Source organism: Lacrimispora sp., assembly GCF_031982545.1.
Taxonomy (GTDB): domain Bacteria; phylum Bacillota; class Clostridia; order Lachnospirales; family Lachnospiraceae; genus Lacrimispora.
This window is the reverse complement of the sequence record NZ_DALYXB010000008.1, coordinates 108,015-124,841: the sequence shown is the minus strand read 5'-3', so window position 1 is coordinate 124,841 and position 16,827 is coordinate 108,015. Positions and strand designations below refer to the sequence as shown.

At 41.7% G+C, this 16,827-nt stretch carries 14 protein-coding genes; 5 read left to right on the top strand and 9 right to left on the bottom strand.

Annotated features, from left to right (window positions below; genetic code table 11):
- Positions 1–72 precede the first annotated feature (72 nt).
- Genes ABS301_RS14685 through ABS301_RS14675 form a run of 3 tightly spaced genes read right to left on the bottom strand, consistent with a single transcriptional unit; the run spans position 73 to position 2,988 of the window.
- Positions 73–1,371, bottom strand: a complete 1,299-nt coding sequence (locus tag ABS301_RS14685) for a TRAP transporter large permease (RefSeq protein WP_349672932.1) — start codon at positions 1,369–1,371, stop codon at positions 73–75.
- Positions 1,361–1,879 carry a TRAP transporter small permease gene (locus tag ABS301_RS14680; RefSeq protein WP_349672931.1) on the bottom strand — a complete coding sequence of 173 codons (519 nt, stop codon included), beginning with the start codon at positions 1,877–1,879 and terminating at the stop codon, positions 1,361–1,363. The genes ABS301_RS14685 and ABS301_RS14680 overlap by 11 nt, the downstream gene beginning before the upstream one ends.
- A 23-nt stretch (positions 1,880–1,902) precedes the next feature.
- Positions 1,903–2,988, bottom strand: a complete 1,086-nt coding sequence (locus ABS301_RS14675; protein ID WP_349672930.1) for a TRAP transporter substrate-binding protein — start codon at positions 2,986–2,988, stop codon at positions 1,903–1,905.
- A gap of 313 nt (positions 2,989–3,301) precedes the next feature.
- Between ABS301_RS14675 and ABS301_RS14670 the strand changes: the two genes are divergently transcribed.
- Genes ABS301_RS14670 through ABS301_RS14660 form a run of 3 tightly spaced genes read left to right on the top strand, consistent with a single transcriptional unit; the run spans position 3,302 to position 5,720 of the window.
- A complete protein-coding gene (locus ABS301_RS14670) occupies positions 3,302–3,844 on the top strand; it encodes a YcxB family protein (protein WP_349672929.1) in 543 nt (180 codons plus the stop codon).
- A complete protein-coding gene (locus ABS301_RS14665; protein ID WP_349672928.1) occupies positions 3,841–4,959 on the top strand; it encodes an enolase C-terminal domain-like protein in 1,119 nt (372 codons plus the stop codon). The genes ABS301_RS14670 and ABS301_RS14665 overlap by 4 nt, the downstream gene beginning before the upstream one ends.
- A gap of 11 nt (positions 4,960–4,970) precedes the next feature.
- The gene (locus tag ABS301_RS14660; protein WP_349672927.1) at positions 4,971–5,720 is read left to right on the top strand and encodes an SDR family NAD(P)-dependent oxidoreductase; all 750 of its coding nucleotides are present in this window, start codon (positions 4,971–4,973) and stop codon (positions 5,718–5,720) included.
- Between the two features lie 63 nt (positions 5,721–5,783).
- Here the strand turns inward: ABS301_RS14660 and ABS301_RS14655 are convergent, their stop codons facing one another.
- The 4 genes from ABS301_RS14655 to ABS301_RS14640 form a co-directional block, all read right to left on the bottom strand.
- On the bottom strand, positions 5,784–6,299 hold the full coding sequence (locus tag ABS301_RS14655; protein ID WP_349672926.1) for a chemotaxis protein CheW: 516 nt from the start codon (positions 6,297–6,299) through the stop codon (positions 5,784–5,786).
- Positions 6,300–6,327: 28 nt separating this feature from the next.
- Complete coding sequence (locus tag ABS301_RS14650; RefSeq protein ID WP_349672925.1) at positions 6,328–7,674, bottom strand: methyl-accepting chemotaxis protein; 1,347 nt, start codon at positions 7,672–7,674, stop codon at positions 6,328–6,330.
- A 625-nt stretch (positions 7,675–8,299) separates the two neighbouring features.
- Positions 8,300–9,577 carry a 2-hydroxycarboxylate transporter family protein gene (locus ABS301_RS14645; RefSeq protein ID WP_349672924.1) on the bottom strand — a complete coding sequence of 426 codons (1,278 nt, stop codon included), beginning with the start codon at positions 9,575–9,577 and terminating at the stop codon, positions 8,300–8,302.
- A gap of 1 nt (position 9,578) precedes the next feature.
- On the bottom strand, positions 9,579–10,748 hold the full coding sequence (locus ABS301_RS14640; protein WP_349672923.1) for an NAD(P)-dependent malic enzyme: 1,170 nt from the start codon (positions 10,746–10,748) through the stop codon (positions 9,579–9,581).
- Positions 10,749–10,936: 188 nt separating this feature from the next.
- Here ABS301_RS14640 and ABS301_RS14635 point away from each other — a divergent pair, with 188 nt between their 5' ends.
- Positions 10,937–12,553 (top strand): ATP-binding protein, encoded by a 1,617-nt coding sequence (locus ABS301_RS14635; RefSeq protein WP_349672922.1) that lies wholly within the window; start codon positions 10,937–10,939, stop codon positions 12,551–12,553.
- Positions 12,525–13,205, top strand: coding sequence for a response regulator (locus tag ABS301_RS14630; protein ID WP_349672921.1), 681 nt, complete (start codon positions 12,525–12,527; stop codon positions 13,203–13,205). The genes ABS301_RS14635 and ABS301_RS14630 overlap by 29 nt, the downstream gene beginning before the upstream one ends.
- 27 nt (positions 13,206–13,232) lie before the next feature.
- Here the strand turns inward: ABS301_RS14630 and ABS301_RS14625 are convergent, their stop codons facing one another.
- Both ABS301_RS14625 and recQ read right to left on the bottom strand, forming a co-directional pair.
- On the bottom strand, positions 13,233–14,366 hold the full coding sequence (locus tag ABS301_RS14625; protein WP_349672920.1) for a TRAP transporter substrate-binding protein: 1,134 nt from the start codon (positions 14,364–14,366) through the stop codon (positions 13,233–13,235).
- Positions 14,367–14,481: 115 nt separating this feature from the next.
- A complete protein-coding gene (gene recQ / locus ABS301_RS14620) occupies positions 14,482–16,314 on the bottom strand; it encodes a DNA helicase RecQ (protein ID WP_349672919.1) in 1,833 nt (610 codons plus the stop codon).
- Positions 16,315–16,827: the final 513 nt, after the last annotated feature.

Genomic DNA, 16,827 nt, shown 5'->3' with positions numbered 1-16,827 from the left:
AAACACTCCTTTTAAAAAATCTGTTAAAAATGCTGCTGCGTTTTTATGTGCGCAGCAGCTGTTTTGCTCTTCTTATACCGGCATAATCATATTTGGGAGGAACATGACAAATGCAGGGAAATAGGTAACAATCATCAATACCAACAGCATAACCAGGTAAAAAGGAACCAGGGTTTTTGAAAGCCGCTCAATAGGAATCCTGGAGATTGCCGCGCCAATAAAAAGTGTGGAACCAACCGGTGGGGTAATCAGTCCGATTCCAAGATTTACAATCATGATAACGCCAAAATGAACCGGATCCACGCCTACACTGGTGGCAATCGGAAGTAAAATAGGAGTCAGAACCAGAATAATACAGCTCATATCCATCATCGTTCCGAAAATCAGCATCAGAATATTCATCATAAATAAAATATGGAATTTATTTGTAGTCATACCAAGAATGGCTCCTGATATTATGGACGGCACCTTTAAATATGTTAACAGCCAGCCAAATGCAGACGAAGTAGCAATCAGAATTAACACAATTGCCAGGGTATTCAGCGCATTTTCGAGTACATTCCATACATCTTTGATTTTCATCTTCCGATAGATGAAGATTGATACAAAAAATGCCCATACAACTGCGATTGCGGCTGATTCGGTTGCAGTAAACACACCCGCTACTACGCCCACTACCACGATCATAACAGTGAACATGCCCCAGACTGCTTCTCCGGAGACTTTTATTAACCGTTTTAAGTTAAACGCCTCTCCTTTTGGATAATTCTTCTTAACGGATACATAGTAGCTGTAGATCATCAGCGCTATTCCAAGTACAATGCCCGGCACAAAACCTGCCAGAAACAAACGCCCAATGGACACACTGCCTGCCACTGTGGCAAATATAACCATGTTATGGCTGGGAGGTATTAAGATTCCCTGAACTGAGCTTGCCATGGTTACATTGGTTGCAAAGTCATCATCATATCCCTGATCTACCATCATTGGAATCAGAATGGTTCCAAGTGATGCCGTATCTGCCGCTGAAGAACCGGAAATTCCGCCAAAAAACATGGATGCAACAATGTTTACCATGGCAAGACCACCCCGGATCCATCCGACCAGTGCATCGGATAAATCAATGAGACGATCAGAAATGCCTCCTTTTCCCATGATTTCTCCGGCAATAATAAAGAAGGGAACTGCCATCAGAGAGAAGGAGAATACTCCCTTAACCATCAGCTGAACCACCTGCATCAAGGGCAGTTTTAAATACATCATGGTAAGAACGCTGGATACCCCGATGGCATACGCTACCGGCATTCGAAAAGCAATAAAACCAAAAAATGTACAGAGTAAAATAATAATAGCAACAGACTCACCTGCCATCTGATCCACCTCCTGTGATTTCGTAGCCGGAAGGGGTTTTCCCCATCATATGTGACAGATACAGGATGAAACGTTCGCTTTGCATCAGCAGCATGCAGACTCCGGCAATGGGAACTGAGGCATAGAGAACACTCTGCTTACATCCAAGACCCGACATAATGCTTGACTGCATCAGCTTTGTAAACTGGAGCCCGTAAATAATCATGAACAGACTGAATGCAAAGATGCAGACATGGCTCATAGCCTTTAAAAATCCAATTACTGGTTTTGGCAGAATAAAATCAATCAGCATTACCCGGATATGGGTATCTGTCCTGACAGCAAGGGAAGCACTGATTAATGCCATATATACCATACAAAGCAGAATTGCCTGCTCTCCCCAGCGAGGAGTTACATGCAGTATGTAGCGGCAGAATACGACAAAGGTTGTTATGCAGATCGAGGCAATGAATACAATCTTGCAAAATGACATAAACAGCCAATAAACAGTATCGTAAAATTTCTTCACTTTATGTCTCCTTCTCTAAAAAGTTATTTCTGAACTTCAATCATCTTCTTCAGCAGATCTTCCATTCCGGCTGTGTAAGTTGCCCAGACACTTTCACAAGCAGCCTGAGCTTTCGCCTTATCCTCAGCTGTCATCTCTACAATAGTAACTCCTTTGTTTTCCAGTTCCTTTTTAAGTGCCGTTTCTTCTGCAGCAATCTCTTCTTTATTCCAGTCGGAAGCTTTCTGTCCTGCTGCCAGCAGGATTTCCTTATCCTCGCTGCTTAGGGCATTCCATTTTGCCTCTGCCATCATAATGATTCCAGGGCTGAAGGTATGACCGCTCATCAGATAGTAAGGAGCAACTTCATAAAATTTATTAGAAGAGAAGCCCGGCATTCCATTTTCAGCGCCATCAACCACACCAGTCTGAAGAGAACTGTATAATTCGCTGTAGGATATAGGGGTAGGCTGTGCTCCCAGTGCCGCCATGGTATCCATCATAAGTGCAGTCTCCGGCACACGGATCTTTTTGTTTTTTATATCATCAAGTCCTTTGATTTCTTTGGAAGTAAAAAGATTGCGGGCCCCTTCGTCTGTATAGAATAATCCTACCATTCCAGCTCCCACTTCACTTCCTTCCGTTAAGAATGCCTGTCCCAGATCCTTGTCTTCCAGAACTTTCCACATGGATTCCCTGCTTGTAAAAACAAATGGGAGTCCGAACATATTCAGTTTTTTAAATCCATAATCAGATAAAGAATTGGTATTTCCACGATACATATCAACGGTACCTCCTCCCATCTGAAGTGCATTTAAACAGGTCTTCTCATCTCCCAATGTTGATGCCGAATACACTTCGATCTTGATGCGCCCCTTTGACATCTCATCTACATAAGCAGCAAATTTGTACCCCACTTTTGTATTAATGTTGTCATCACTGTTTAATTCTGCATACTTAAAAACCAGTTCCGGTGTGACAGAATCAGCTTTCGCTGCGGTTGTCTGGGCAGCTTTTGTCTCTGCCTTAGTAGCTGCAGCTGTCTCAGCAGCTGAGTCTGATTTGCCTGAACAGCCTGCCAGACTCACTGCCAGGGCAGATACCAGTGTTATAGCCAGTAATTTTTTCATGTAAATTCCCTCCTGAATAATATAGTGTTTGCCAAGACCCGCCGTTTACTAAAACGTTTTATGAGCCCCATGTAAAAAGATTATTATATATTCACATTTTTGTCAATATTAATTTTATATCAATCATTATTTTGTGCATTTTCACATCACACTCTCTTTTGATCTTTTCTAATTATTATATTATCAGCTCTAAAATCTATATTATTAGGTTTTTTGTTTATTTTTACTCAAAAAACGTTTTAGTATTTACATTTAAAATCCCATATGATACTATATTTTTGCATAAGGCACGGACGGAAAGGAGATATGCCACATGAAATTCACATCAAATCCAGATATTATTGTGCATGTTTTAATTAACAAAGAGCATTTCAGCCGTTTTTCCAACTTCCAGGCTCTCTGGGTTCACAAACGCTATCTTGGTTTAATTGCCTTTACCGGACTTTTAACCCTTTTTGGCTTGTTTCATCTGATTACCGGAAGCACAGTTTACTTTCTTCTCTTTACCGCAACAGGTTTTCTCGTCCCAGCCATTTATTTAATTCAATACAAACACAGTGTTATCAGAGAAATCAACAGACTCCGCCTCAACCAATTATCTTATGATGCTTATACCATTCAGCTGGGGACAGATGGAGTTATGGCAGACAACCGGAAAGAACAGGTTTTTTATTTCTGGCAGGATATCAGAGCCGCTTACAAATTCGGAGACTGTACCTATCTTTATTACACACCAAAGCGAGCATTGATCCTTCCTGACTGCTGCATTATCAAAGGGACGAAAGAAGAACTTTGGGAGCTTCTAAGTATCCATATGCCCAAACAATGTATAAAGAAATGGAGAAATGTTTTATGAAAATTACAACTTTTGAAACATGGTGGATCAGCAGGGACAAATGCCTGTTTGACAAAAAGCGCCAGGGAGGTGCAAGTATGAACTGGGATGTCCTGGCCATACGGATTAGTACAGATACCGGGCACCAGGGAATTGCAACGTGTCTGGCAGCCAGAAGCGGTGCCGTCAGCGAAGCTTATCTCTACGACAACATAGCACCCGTCATAATGGGAAGGGATCCACACGACCGGGAAGCCATCTGGCATGAGCTTTGGAATATTGACCGTCATCTGACATTTTTTCCGGTTTATCTTCCAGGTCCTGTCGATGTTGCGCTATGGGATCTTTGCGCAAAGGAAGCCGGGCTTCCTCTCTATCAATACATTGGTGCGTACCGCAAAAAACTGCCGGTTTATGCCAGCGGAAATTTTCATGCTGCCGTAGAAGAATATGTTGAAGAAGCACTCCATTATAAAGCCCTTGGAATTCCTGGCTACAAGGCTCATCCCGCAGGTCCTGCTGCCTTTGATATGGAAGTCCATAAAGCCCTGCGGGAAGCAGTTGGACCTTCCTATGTTCTCATGAGTGATCCAGTGGCCGAGTATACCATGGGCGATGCGGTTACTGTAGGCAGGCAGCTGGAACAGTTAGGATATAAATGGCTGGAAGAACCATTCAGGGATTTTGAACTCTACAAATATACGGAGTTGTGCCGTACCCTGGATATCCCCGTAGCTGCCACAGAAACTACAAGAGGTGCTCACTGGGGCGTCGCCCAGGCAATTGCCCAGCGCTCCGCCGATATTGTAAGAGCCGATGTAAGCTGGAAAGACGGTGTTACGGGAACTTTAAAAATTGCTCACCTGGCGGAAGCTTTTGGCATAAACTGCGAAATACATACAACAACCATGAACTATATGGATCTGGTCAATCTTCATGTCAGCTGCGCAATCAGGAATTGTGAATATTTTGAATATTTTGTTCCGGAAGAAAATTACCAGCTTCCAATGAAGGGAAAACTGCCCATAGAAAACGGGATCATAACAGTACCTGATCTCCCCGGAGTAGGCGCAGACCTTGATTGGGAATTAATCGAAAAATCATGCAGAAGCTATCAAAAGATGGAACTTGAATAAAGGAGACTCCAATGAAAGAATTAGTAGGACTTGCAGGAATTGTAACTGGCGGAAGCAGCGGAATCGGTCTTGCAATAGCCAATACCCTGGCCAGTGCAGGTGCAATCGTTTATATTATCAGCCGGTCTGGAAAAACAAAAGAAGGATACCCGGAGAGTCTTTCGGGTACGGTTCACATAAAAGGGGATATTACAAATTCAGAGAGTATGGAAAAGATATGCGCAGATCTGGCATCCCGTCATGGCGGACGGCTGGATTTTCTGGTTAACAATGCAGGAGCCACCTATAAATGCCCTGCTGAAACTTTTCCTGAAGAAGAATTTAACCGGATTATGGAAGTTAATGTTTCCTCTGTTTTCCGTATGAGCCAGCTCTGCTACCCTTATTTAAAAAAAAGCAGCTTTAAAGGAAGAATTGTAAACATTTCCAGCATGAGCGCTCACCTGGGCTTTTCCCAGGTGGTTCCATATTGCATCAGCAAAGCGGCAGTCTGCGGAATGACCAGAGGCCTGGCTGTGGAATGGGCACAGGATGGAATCTGTGTTAACAGCATTGCTCCCGGCTGGTTTCACAGCAAAATGCTTGATGACATCATGGATGATGAGAGGGGGGCAAAGATTCTAGGTCGTATGCCTTTCCATGAACTCGGTAATACAGAGGATTTAGGAGCTTTGGCTTTACTTTTAATTGGGCCTAACGGAAGTTATATGACCGGCCAGGACTATGCATTAGATGGTGGTGCACTGGCCTACGGCTATTAAATCACAAAATCAGGGGTTGAAGTAGTTTACCTGAACTTCTTCACCCCTGAATACTTTTTCATCTTATCTTTCTGCCAAAGCCAGTTTTTCCAATTCTTCTTTACTTAAAAGTTTTTGGAGATTTATGAGCAGAAGATTTTTTTCCTTATTACTTCCCGTTAGTATTTTAGTTGCTCCAGACAGACAGCTGCTTAAAGATTCATTGGTAAAATAGGGAACCGGTAAAATTTCTTCCTGCAGCACCTGGCATACCGCTTCAACTCCATCAACAATAAATCCATATAAACTGTTAGAGATCTTTGTAATAATGATACAGTTCCTGTCATTATACTCTTTTGCGTCTCCTCCAAGTTTCTGCCGTAAATCCACAACTGGAAAGGTATCGCCTCTCAAACTGACCACGCCTTTTACATAAGCTGGAGAGTCCGGAAAATGTGTAATCCTTTGTAATCCAACAATCTGCACAACACAGGTAATGGAAAGACCGAGCAACCGGTTATCTGCCCAAAATGTCAGGTATCTGTCTTTTAAGGTATCCGGATTTGCCTGCTGGTGAATCCGCAATTCCTGCCTTTTCAACCTTCATTTCCCCCTTATTTCTGAAACATCAATACTTTACACAGGAACCTGCTGATACATGCCTGGTATCGTCAAATTTCCTTCCTGACTCTGTCCTGCCATGACTGGTATAATCCTCATGCAGCTTGAATTTTCTTACTTCCTGCTGTAGTATTTCAGCCTGCGCAGCAAGCTCCTCACTGGCTGCAGAGCTTTCTTCCGCAGTAGCGGCATTGGTCTGAACAACTGCAGACACCTGGGACAGACCCTGATTGATCTGTTCAATTGCTCCCGCCTGTTCGGTAGACGCTGATTCAATTTCATTAATTGCCTGTTCCACCATCTGAGCCTTATCTTTTACCGTAAATAACAGCTTTAGTGTATCATCAGCCAGACGCTCCCCATGAGATACCATTGTTACCGATTTTTGAATCAGATCAGCTGTCTGCTTTGCAGCATCCGCCGATTTCGCTGCTAAATTACGGACTTCATCAGCAACTACTGCAAAACCTTTTCCTGCATCACCGGCACGGGCAGCTTCTACAGCAGCATTAAGGGCAAGAATGTTGGTCTGAAATGCGATATCCTCCACAAGCTTGGTAATCTTTGATATTTCCTGGGAAGATTCCCCAATCTCTTTCATGGCAGTATTTAACTCCTGCATATATTCGTTGCTTTCCATAACACCCTGACCTGCCTGATTTACATAATCAGCTGCTTTCTCAACACTTCTGGCATTTTTTGTTGCCTGATCAGCAACATTTCCAATGGAAGCATTTAATTCTTCCAGAGTTGCTGCCTGTTCTGTTGTTCCGCTGGACAGAGCCTGGGCACCGTCAGAAACCTGCCCTGATCCGGAATTAACCTGTTCTGCTATGGTAGTAATGGAAGAAGCCAGATTGTGAAATTTTTCAACCAATTCCGCAAGTGCTTTTCCAAGAATATCCTCTTCAGAGCGAATGGCCACAACAGTTGTTAAATCGCCGTCTGCAATTGCCCTTGTCGTCCTGGCCAGTTCAATATTGTTAATAATCATCTTGTCAAAGGCACTGGCGAGGCCACCAACTTCATCTTTCCTGGAAGCCCAGCCTCTTTCTTTTTCACCTGCGATTTTTTCAACTCCAAAATCTCCCACAGCCACCATACTGGCAAATGTCTCAAATATATAAAGGGGATAGGCAATAATATCTGACATATAACTGGAAAGATATAAGGAAAGAATCACAGAAACAATAGAAATTAATGCAATTACAATTATTATAACTGCCACATTCCTGGTAAAATGCAGCACTGTAAAAATGCCTGCACCTGCTGTAATCATTGTAAATGCTACAATTAGCAGATAGCTGACTAACAGTTTCTTTGCAACTTTTAAATCCTCAAACCACTTTTTCACTTTAACATTCCCTCTTTCATTTATTCCGGATGACTGGATCCGGTCTCCTCTTTTGTATTCGCCTGCAGTTAGTTAAATATCATAGAACACCTCCGTTTTCTCTGTCTTTTTAAGCCTTTACAAACTTGGAAACAATCTTCGCAGTATATCTCATACTGTGTCTCAGTCTGTGAAACATAAGATTAATGGCTGTTTCCCGTGATACTGACGGTTTTAAAGACGGCGTATGGAGTCTATGACTATTTAACTGATATGGGGAATAGAAAAGGAGGAGAAATCATCCCTAAAGCGATATTGAACTATCATGTGATAAAGTATGACGGGGTCTGTGACGGCGTTCTGCTATTAATAAAAAAATATTATGTAATATTTAAATTAAATTTCTAACATTTTCTTGCAATTATCGTTTATTTCACTGTATAAACTGTTGTTTGACAAAGAAAAGTAATTACTTTATAATGAGAAATGTCGAAATATATATAATTTTGCAACCGCAGTATGAGATATACTGCGCAAATATTTATATTTATGCACTACTTTCTGATTTTAATTTATAAAAAAAGCCTCCAATGAAGATTGTCGTTTATCTTCGTCGGAGGCTTATCTTATTTCTCTATCATTCTATTTAAAATAATATCTGTATCAGTAAACTTGCGACTATCAGGATAAGTGCACCGCAGATTCTGGTGGCAATCTGCGCAAATGGCAGAAGTTCCATTCTCTTTGCTGCTGAAAGAACTGCAATATCTCCTGTTCCGCCCATGTTGGTTGTGCAAAGTCCAGCCGTAATTGCAGACTCCACCGGGTAAAAGCCAACCAGATGGCCACCGATTCCGGCACCTAGTGATACACTTCCAACTACTACAAATACAAGAAGCAGATACATAGGGCTAACTGCCTGGGCAACTGCACCTAAATCGATCATTGATATTCCAATTCCGACTAAAAGTGCGCTGGTCCAGTTTTTCATAACAAACTGGGACCACTGGCGGGCGGAATCTTCAAATTTTACCGGTATAATACCGCATGCCTTACTGACAGCCACAAGAATAATCATCCATGCATATGAATGAACTGCAGGAACAAATTTACTAATAATAACACCCATTAAGAAGAATAACATAGCGGTAATCATACCGATTCCCAATTCTTCCAAAGTGACAGATGAGTTGTTTTTTTCATTCATGTCAGAATTGTGGTTTCTCATAAGACGTCCATTACCAGTCAGAGCAGGTTTTACTTCCCCAAGCTTTGCCAGAAGACCAGCACCTACAATTGCCATGACATTACCAAGCGTGGAGGCTGGTATCATTCTTGATATGATAGCGGCTTTATCTGTCTGCAGTGCTTCTGCATACATACCGGATAAAGGAACTACTCCGGCACCCATTCCGCCTCCCATCATGGGAATTGCCACATACATGATGGCATCTACAAAACCATATCCAACCAAAGCTCCTACTGCGCCAACACTTAAGATTGCCACAGTCATGGCGCAAAGTGCAACCGGGAGAAAACGTACAGCCGCTTTTAATAAAAGAGTACGGTCCATACCAAGAATACTTCCGGTAATTAAGGCTGCTATGTAGAAATTCAAAAATCCAGTCTTATTCATAAACTGATCTACATTCTCCACTACATCCTTTGGAATCAGACCCGCATACACCAAAGCAGCAGAAGCAAAGATGCACACAATTGCACCGCCGCCCAGGAAGGTTTTTACGATTGGAAGGTTATTACCAATAATATTAAACAATCCGCCAAAAACCATCATAACCAGTAAGGCGCCGATCATGCCGGAGGGAAGCCACTTCATGGCAATTGAAACTGCGGTGATTACGGTAAATCCCAGATAAATGGGCAGCGGTATGCCGGATATTTTAATGCTTTTTACTTTATCCATTTTATTTTACAACCCCCTGCTCCACCGCTTTTTGCTTCACCGCTTCAGCAACTGCTTTGGCAACACGTTCATCAAATGCTCCTGGTATGATGTATTCCTCTGTCAGTTCTTCTTCCTTTATAATACCTGCAATTGCATAAGCAGCCGCTATCTTCATCTCTTCCGTGATATCCGTTGCTTTTGCGTCAAGGGCGCCACGGAATATTCCCGGAAATACCAGTACATTGTTGATCTGATTTGGGAAATCGGAACGTCCTGTTGCAATAATTCTTGCTCCGCCTTCCTTTGCTTCATCGGGCATGATCTCTGGTGTTGGATTAGCCATTGCAAATACAATTGAGTCCTTTGCCATAGAAGCCACCATTTGTGTCGTTACGATTCCTGGAGCGGAAACACCGATAAAGATATCTCTTCCTTCCATAATATCTTTTAATTCACCATGTTTGTTTTCCGGATTGGTAATCTGAGCCATCATCTTCTGAGCGTCATTCATCCACTCTTCGCCTTCTGCCAAAGCACCCTTTTTATCGACCAGAATCACATCTTTCATTCCAATGGATAATAAGAGCTTGCAGATTGAAATACCGGCAGATCCTGCTCCGTTGATCACTGCTTTTACCTCATCGATTTTCTTTCCAACAACCTTCAATGCATTGATGATGCCCGCAGATACCACAATGGCTGTTCCATGCTGATCGTCATGGAATACCGGAATATCCAGTTCCTCTTTTAAGCGGCGTTCTATTTCAAAACATCTGGGTGCGGAAATATCTTCTAAATTGATGCCTCCAAAACCCGGCGCAAGATAGCGGACTGTTTTGATAATTTCCTCTGTATCTTTTGTATCCAGGCAGATAGGGAATGCATCCACTCCACCAAATTCTTTAAAAAGAATAGATTTGCCTTCCATTACAGGCAGTGCTGCTTCAGGTCCAATATCTCCAAGTCCCAGTACAGCCGTTCCGTCGGTAACCACGGCAACCAGATTTCCTTTTGCTGTATAGCGGTATACTTCAGATTTATCATCACTTATTTTTCTGCATGGCTCTGCCACACCCGGTGTATAAGCAGTGCTTAAATCTTCTCTGCATTTTACTGATACCTTTGATATTACTTCGATTTTTCCTCTGTTTTTTTCGTGAAGCTCCAGTGCAAGTTTGTTATAATCCATAACTTTTCACCCTTCCCTTTCGTTGACTTTATATTATAACCGTATGTTATCACCGATACTGATCTTTTAAAATCTTGTGAACGTTATTAAAACCTTATGTAAGTAAAGAAAACCGATTTCATAATCCCGATAACCGTTGATTTTCCAGCCTGTTTCTAATACAATAGATTCATTGGAGGAAGTACTACATGAAAGAAAAACCATTGGAACACCAGATCTATGTCTCTCAGATTTTCAGCATAACTCTTGCTATTTTACTGACTTTGGGCGTGTCATTGCATTATAATCTGGTCACAAAAAGAAATTCTCTGGATATGAACATAAAAAATGCTGGTATTTTTATATCCGATATGCCTGAAGTCGCTGATATATTAAAAAAGGGGCTGCCCTCCGCGGCCTTTAATAAACGCATGGATCTGCTGGTTAAAGAACTGGACTATATTGATGTCGTTACCATCTGTAATAAAGACAGCATCCGCTTTTATCATAATAACAAGGCACTGATCGGAAAAACCTTTGTAGGAGATGACGAGGCTGCCATTTTAAACGGTGCTGCCCCATACATCACAAACGGAAAAGGTACTTTAGGAAACCAGCGCCGTGCTTTTTTTTCCATCAAAAATGAACAGGGTGAAATCATTGGTTTTGTAATGGTTTCTGTACTGACTGCCAGTATTTCCCAGCTGACCAGAAATATCCTGCTTGTTTTTCTGCTTCTGGCCCTGATGCTGCTTTCCATTGGCTTTATTGTTTCCGAGTTGCTGTATAGCCGTCTGAAAAAAATACTGTTGGGTTATAAACCGGAAGAATTCCGTAAAATTCATATTGAAAGGAAGGAAGTACTGGATGCCCTGGAAGAAGGAATCTTTGCCATCAATACCGAAGGCGAACTGATCCTTATTAATGAATCTGCAAAGAAAATACTTGATCTGGACACAATGCCGGAGTACGGAACAAAGCTGACGGAGCTATATCCGGAAACGAAACTCCCTCATGTTCTGCAGACAGGTTTGCCAGAATATAATATCAGCCTTATGATAAATGGCAAACACATCATGTCAAACCGGATTCCCATTATGGAAAATGGAAAAACTGCCGGAGCCGTATCCATCTTTCGCAATAAGACGGAATACACCCGTCTGGCAGAAGAACTGACCGGCGCCCGCTATATGGTGGAAACACTCCGCGCCTTAAACCATGAATTTAAAAATAAGCTTCATATCATCCTGGGTTTTATTGAGATGGGGCAGCCAAAAAAAGTGACTGATTTTATTATCAATACAAGCATGGCATCTACTCTTGCAGTCAGTGAGGTAACAAAGCAGATCCAGGTTTCCAGCATTGCAGCACTTTTAATCGGTAAGATTATCCGTGCAGGGGAACTTGGGATTCGTCTTACCATCAAGCCTGACAGTTCCTGTGTGGAATCGGAGCTTCACCTGCCAGTGGATTTATACATTACCATTCTGGGTAATCTGATTGAAAATGCAATTGAAGAGTTAAATGACCTAAACTGTGATATTAAAGAAATTGAAGTGGGGATTAATATATGGCAATCGGGAACCATACTTTCTGTTGATGACACAGGAAGGGGAATCCCTGCAGATCTTCAGAATCATATATTTGAAAAAGGAATTTCCACCAAAGGAGACGGACGAGGGTCCGGTATGTTCCTGATTAAGGAACTGGTGGACCAGCATCACGGTATCATTGAGATGGAATCGGAAGAAAATACAGGTACTTCATTTACAATCACCTTTACAGAGGAGGAGCATCATGTATCAGGTAATAATTATAGAGGATGACCCCATGGTAGCTTCTATTAACAGACAATATGTGGAATTAAACAAATATCTAAAGGTAACCGGCCAGTTTTCCAATGGGAAAGATGCTCTTAATTATTTAAAGGACCATACCGCAGATCTGGCAATTATGGATGTCTACATGCCGGTAATGGGAGGAGTAGAACTTCTTACTGAGATACGAAAGCTGCATAAGCACATCGATGTCATCATGGTTACTGCCGCAACTGATGCTACTCATGTAAAAAAGTTGCTGGGCCTTGGAGTCATTGATTATCTGGTGAAGCCTTTTGAATATATTCGTTTTAATCACGCATTGGCACGGTTTATGGAACATCAGGAACTGCTTAAGCAGGAGACATTCTCCCAGGAGCAGCTGGATTCCCTGTTTGAGGTTTCTGCAGGCACTGCTTCCCAGCAGGAGGTTCTTCGAAAGGGGCTTCAGGAAAAAACTCTGGATACCATTTTATCCTATATGAAAGAACACCCTGCAGATTCACTTACCAGCGAAACCGTTGCAGAGGAGGTTCATTTATCAAGGGTAACTGTACGCAGATATATGAATTATCTATTGGACAAAAAGCAAATTGTCAGTGACATTGATTATACCACTGGTGGGCGGCCATCGATTATTTATCGGTATGTAAAAGAATAACAGGTGAATTTTTTTCACCTGTTATTCTTATTTTTGAATATCAATGATTTTATATAACCATCTTTCAAGTCCCGGTGTAAAGCTGACCCGAACAATTTCTTCATCTTTTCTGGCTTCCTCTTCTTCTTCATGAGTCAGAGGAATTACTGTTACGCCCTTATCTGCCATCTCTTTTTTCAGTTTCTCTTCTACAGATACTATTTCTTTCTTGTTCCATTCCGAAGCCATTTTACCCGCCTGCCTTAAAAGATTCTGGTCTTCTTTGCTTAATATGTTCCATTTTCGTTCTGACATCATGATGATTCCAGGGCTGAAAACGTGTTCACTTAAAAGATAATAAGGGGCAACCTCATAAAATCGGTTGGAAAGATACGCCGGAATGGGATTTTCAGCCCCTTCCAAATCACCGTTTGCCAATGCATTATATAAATCCTCATAACGCATGGGAATGGGCTGTGCTCCCAGCGCAGATATGGTATCCATCATAAGAACCGATTCCGGAACTCTGATCCTTTTCCCTTTCAAATCAGCAAGGCCTTTAATCGGCTCTGTTGTAAAAATATTTCTGGCACCCTCATCTGTATAGAAAAGACCTACCATATTGGCACCAATTTCCTGTCCTTCATTTAAAAATGCTCTGCCAAGATCCTTATTGTCTAAAACCTTCCACATCCCTTCCCTGCTTTTAAAAATGTAGGGAAGACCAAACAGATTCAGCTTTTTAAACCCATACCCAGTGAGTACGTTGGTATTAACACGGTACAAATCAAGCAATCCATTCCCTGTCTTTAATGAATTAAGAGACGTTTTCTCATCTCCCAGAACAGCCCCTGGAAATATATCAACTTTAATTCTTCCATCAGACAATTCATATACGTATTCTGCAAACTTTTCTGCAACTTTGGTATCAACATTCCCCTCAGGGTTTACTTCTCCATACTTTAAGATCAGCTCCGGAACTGACGGAGTTGCCCTCACTGCCTTTGTGGCTGCAGTGGATGTAGTAGTGGCTGCCTTTGCTGTGGCCTGCGCTGCCTCTGCTTCTTCCGCCTTTGTTTCTGCGGAGGCTTTGCTGCTTTCTTTTACAGCGATACCGGAACCACAACCGTTCAGACAAAGGATCATTGCAGTAATAAATAGGAAAGCCAGTGGTTTCTTCATAATCGCTCCTCCTGTTTGTTTCATAAAACTTTTCTGTTTCATTATGCCCAGAAGTTTGTATTTCAATTAAAAAAATTCCGCCAGGAAGCAGATCAAATCGTTCCTGGCAGAATTTTTATTTTAAAATTTCTAAAAATCGTTCTCCGTATTTATCATATTTAAATGTTCCCACACCGGACACCAGAAGCATCTCTTCCCGGTTCTTTGGTTTTTGCACCGACATATGGATCAGGGTTTTATCGGAAAATACGATATAGGGTGGTACTTTTTCCTCTTTGGCTATTTTAAGCCGTAGCGTTCTTAATGTTTCAAACAATTCTTCCTCTGCCTTAGAAAGATCCAGTGCCGGTGAACTGCTCTTCTTTGTCTTACGGCTTTCTTTTCCCTCTGAAACAGCGGCTTCCTCTTTTGCCATCTTCATGAGAATGGTTTCTTCTTCCTTTAAAACAGCACCTGCCTTTTGCGTCAGCTTTACAATGGCATATTCATCGTTGGTAACAGACAGATACTCCTTTAAAAGAAGATGGTTCATGACCTGCCTTAGCTTGTATACAGGAACTTTCGATAAAACAGCATAATGGGGATTTTCATTCATACCGTAATTTCTGATTTTAGCCGTATTTGCGCCATGCAGAGTATCCATAATTACGTTTGCACCATACCGCTGTCTGCTGGATTCCGTACATCCAATAATGGCTCTTGCTATATCCGTCACATCCACAGTCTCAAATCCGGTTAAGCAGTTGGAACAATTTCCACAATAATTTTCCTTATACTCTCCAAAATAGCGGAGTATGTAATCCCTCAGGCAATCGTTGGTAAAACAGTAATAGGTCATTTTTTTCAGCCGTTCTCTGTCCCGTTCTTCCACAAGCTTTCGGGTGATGGGATCAAGCTCCTGATTATCCTGATTGCTTTCAATAAACATCTGATTGGTGATTACGTCCTGACCACCATAAAGAAGCAGGCATTCTCCCGGCTCCCCGTCTCTGGAACAGCGTCCCACTTCCTGATAATAGGACTCCAGATTTTTTGGCATATTATAATGAATGACATAGCGGACATTGGACTTATCAATGCCCATTCCAAAGGCATTGGTGGCCACCATAATAAGGCTCTTGTCATAAATAAAATCATCCTGATTGGTTCTGCGTTCTGCATCACTTAGTCCTGCATGATACCTGGTTGCAGAAAATCCCTCTTTGTTTAATTTCCCACAAACTTCCTCCACCATCTTTCTGGTAAGACAATAGATGATGCCGCACTGCCCCGGGTGTCTCTCCACAAAATTTATCATGGTGGCATACTTATCCTTGGGAAACTGCACACTTAAATAAAGATTCGGTCTGTCATAACCAGTAGATACAACAGCCGGATCCTGAAGCATTAAAATGTCAATAATATCTTCACGAACCTCCTTTGTCGCCGTAGCAGTAAAAGCACTGATAACAGGTCGTTTTGGAAGTTTTTCAATAAAATCAACAATCTTTAAATAGCTGGGTCTGAAGTCCTGTCCCCACTGGGATACGCAGTGAGCTTCGTCCACTGCCACCATGGAAATCCGGACGTTTAAACAAAAATCCAAAAATTCTTCGGTCAAAAGCCGTTCCGGTGCAACGTAAATAATGGGATAGCGCCCTTCCCGTGCATAAGCGAGGGCTTTTATATACTGACTTGAACTTAAAGAACTGTTAAGATATGCGGCGTGAATGCCTGCCTGATTGAGTGAAGCGACCTGATCTTTCATCAGGGATATCAAAGGGGAAATAACTAAAGTAATTCCTTCTGTCATAAGAGCCGGAACCTGAAAGCAAAGAGACTTACCGGAACCAGTCGGCATAATCCCCATGGCATCTCTCCCTGCCAGAATGCTGTCAATCAGTATTTCCTGCCCTTCCCGGAAACTGTCGTAACCGAAATAGTGCCTGAGTACTTGATGTTTATCCATGTATCGTATTTTTTTGCTCCTTTTTCTATATTTGTTTGATTTTTTTCATTATAACATCATCCGCCTGATTTTTCCAGTTAACAGGTTCTTAAATTTTAAATGTTTCATATCTTCAAAAGAAAAAAGCGGGGAGTACATTCCGCCGCTTCTTTCTTTTGTTGTTTTTCCGATCATTTATAATGATTGAAATCACAGTTTTTCATACTTGTCTGATTGCACATGATATTGATATTCCAAAACTGTACTGTAAAAATTGTATCTTACACGAACAGCGCCAGTAATATGTAACCAAAACCAAAAACCAGAAAAAAGCCCCCTAAAACTTTAATCATTATTTTGGATTTGGCTGCCGGAAAAATTTCAAGAAATTTTTCATATGGCATAAATACCAAAAGCAACCCAATTACGATAAATGCTATTGCAGTAAAAATCGTATCTCCTCCCTTCCTGTTTCCATTGAGGTGATTATACTACAAAAGTCTGCATTTTTTTCGTTCATGTAATATTTAGCGC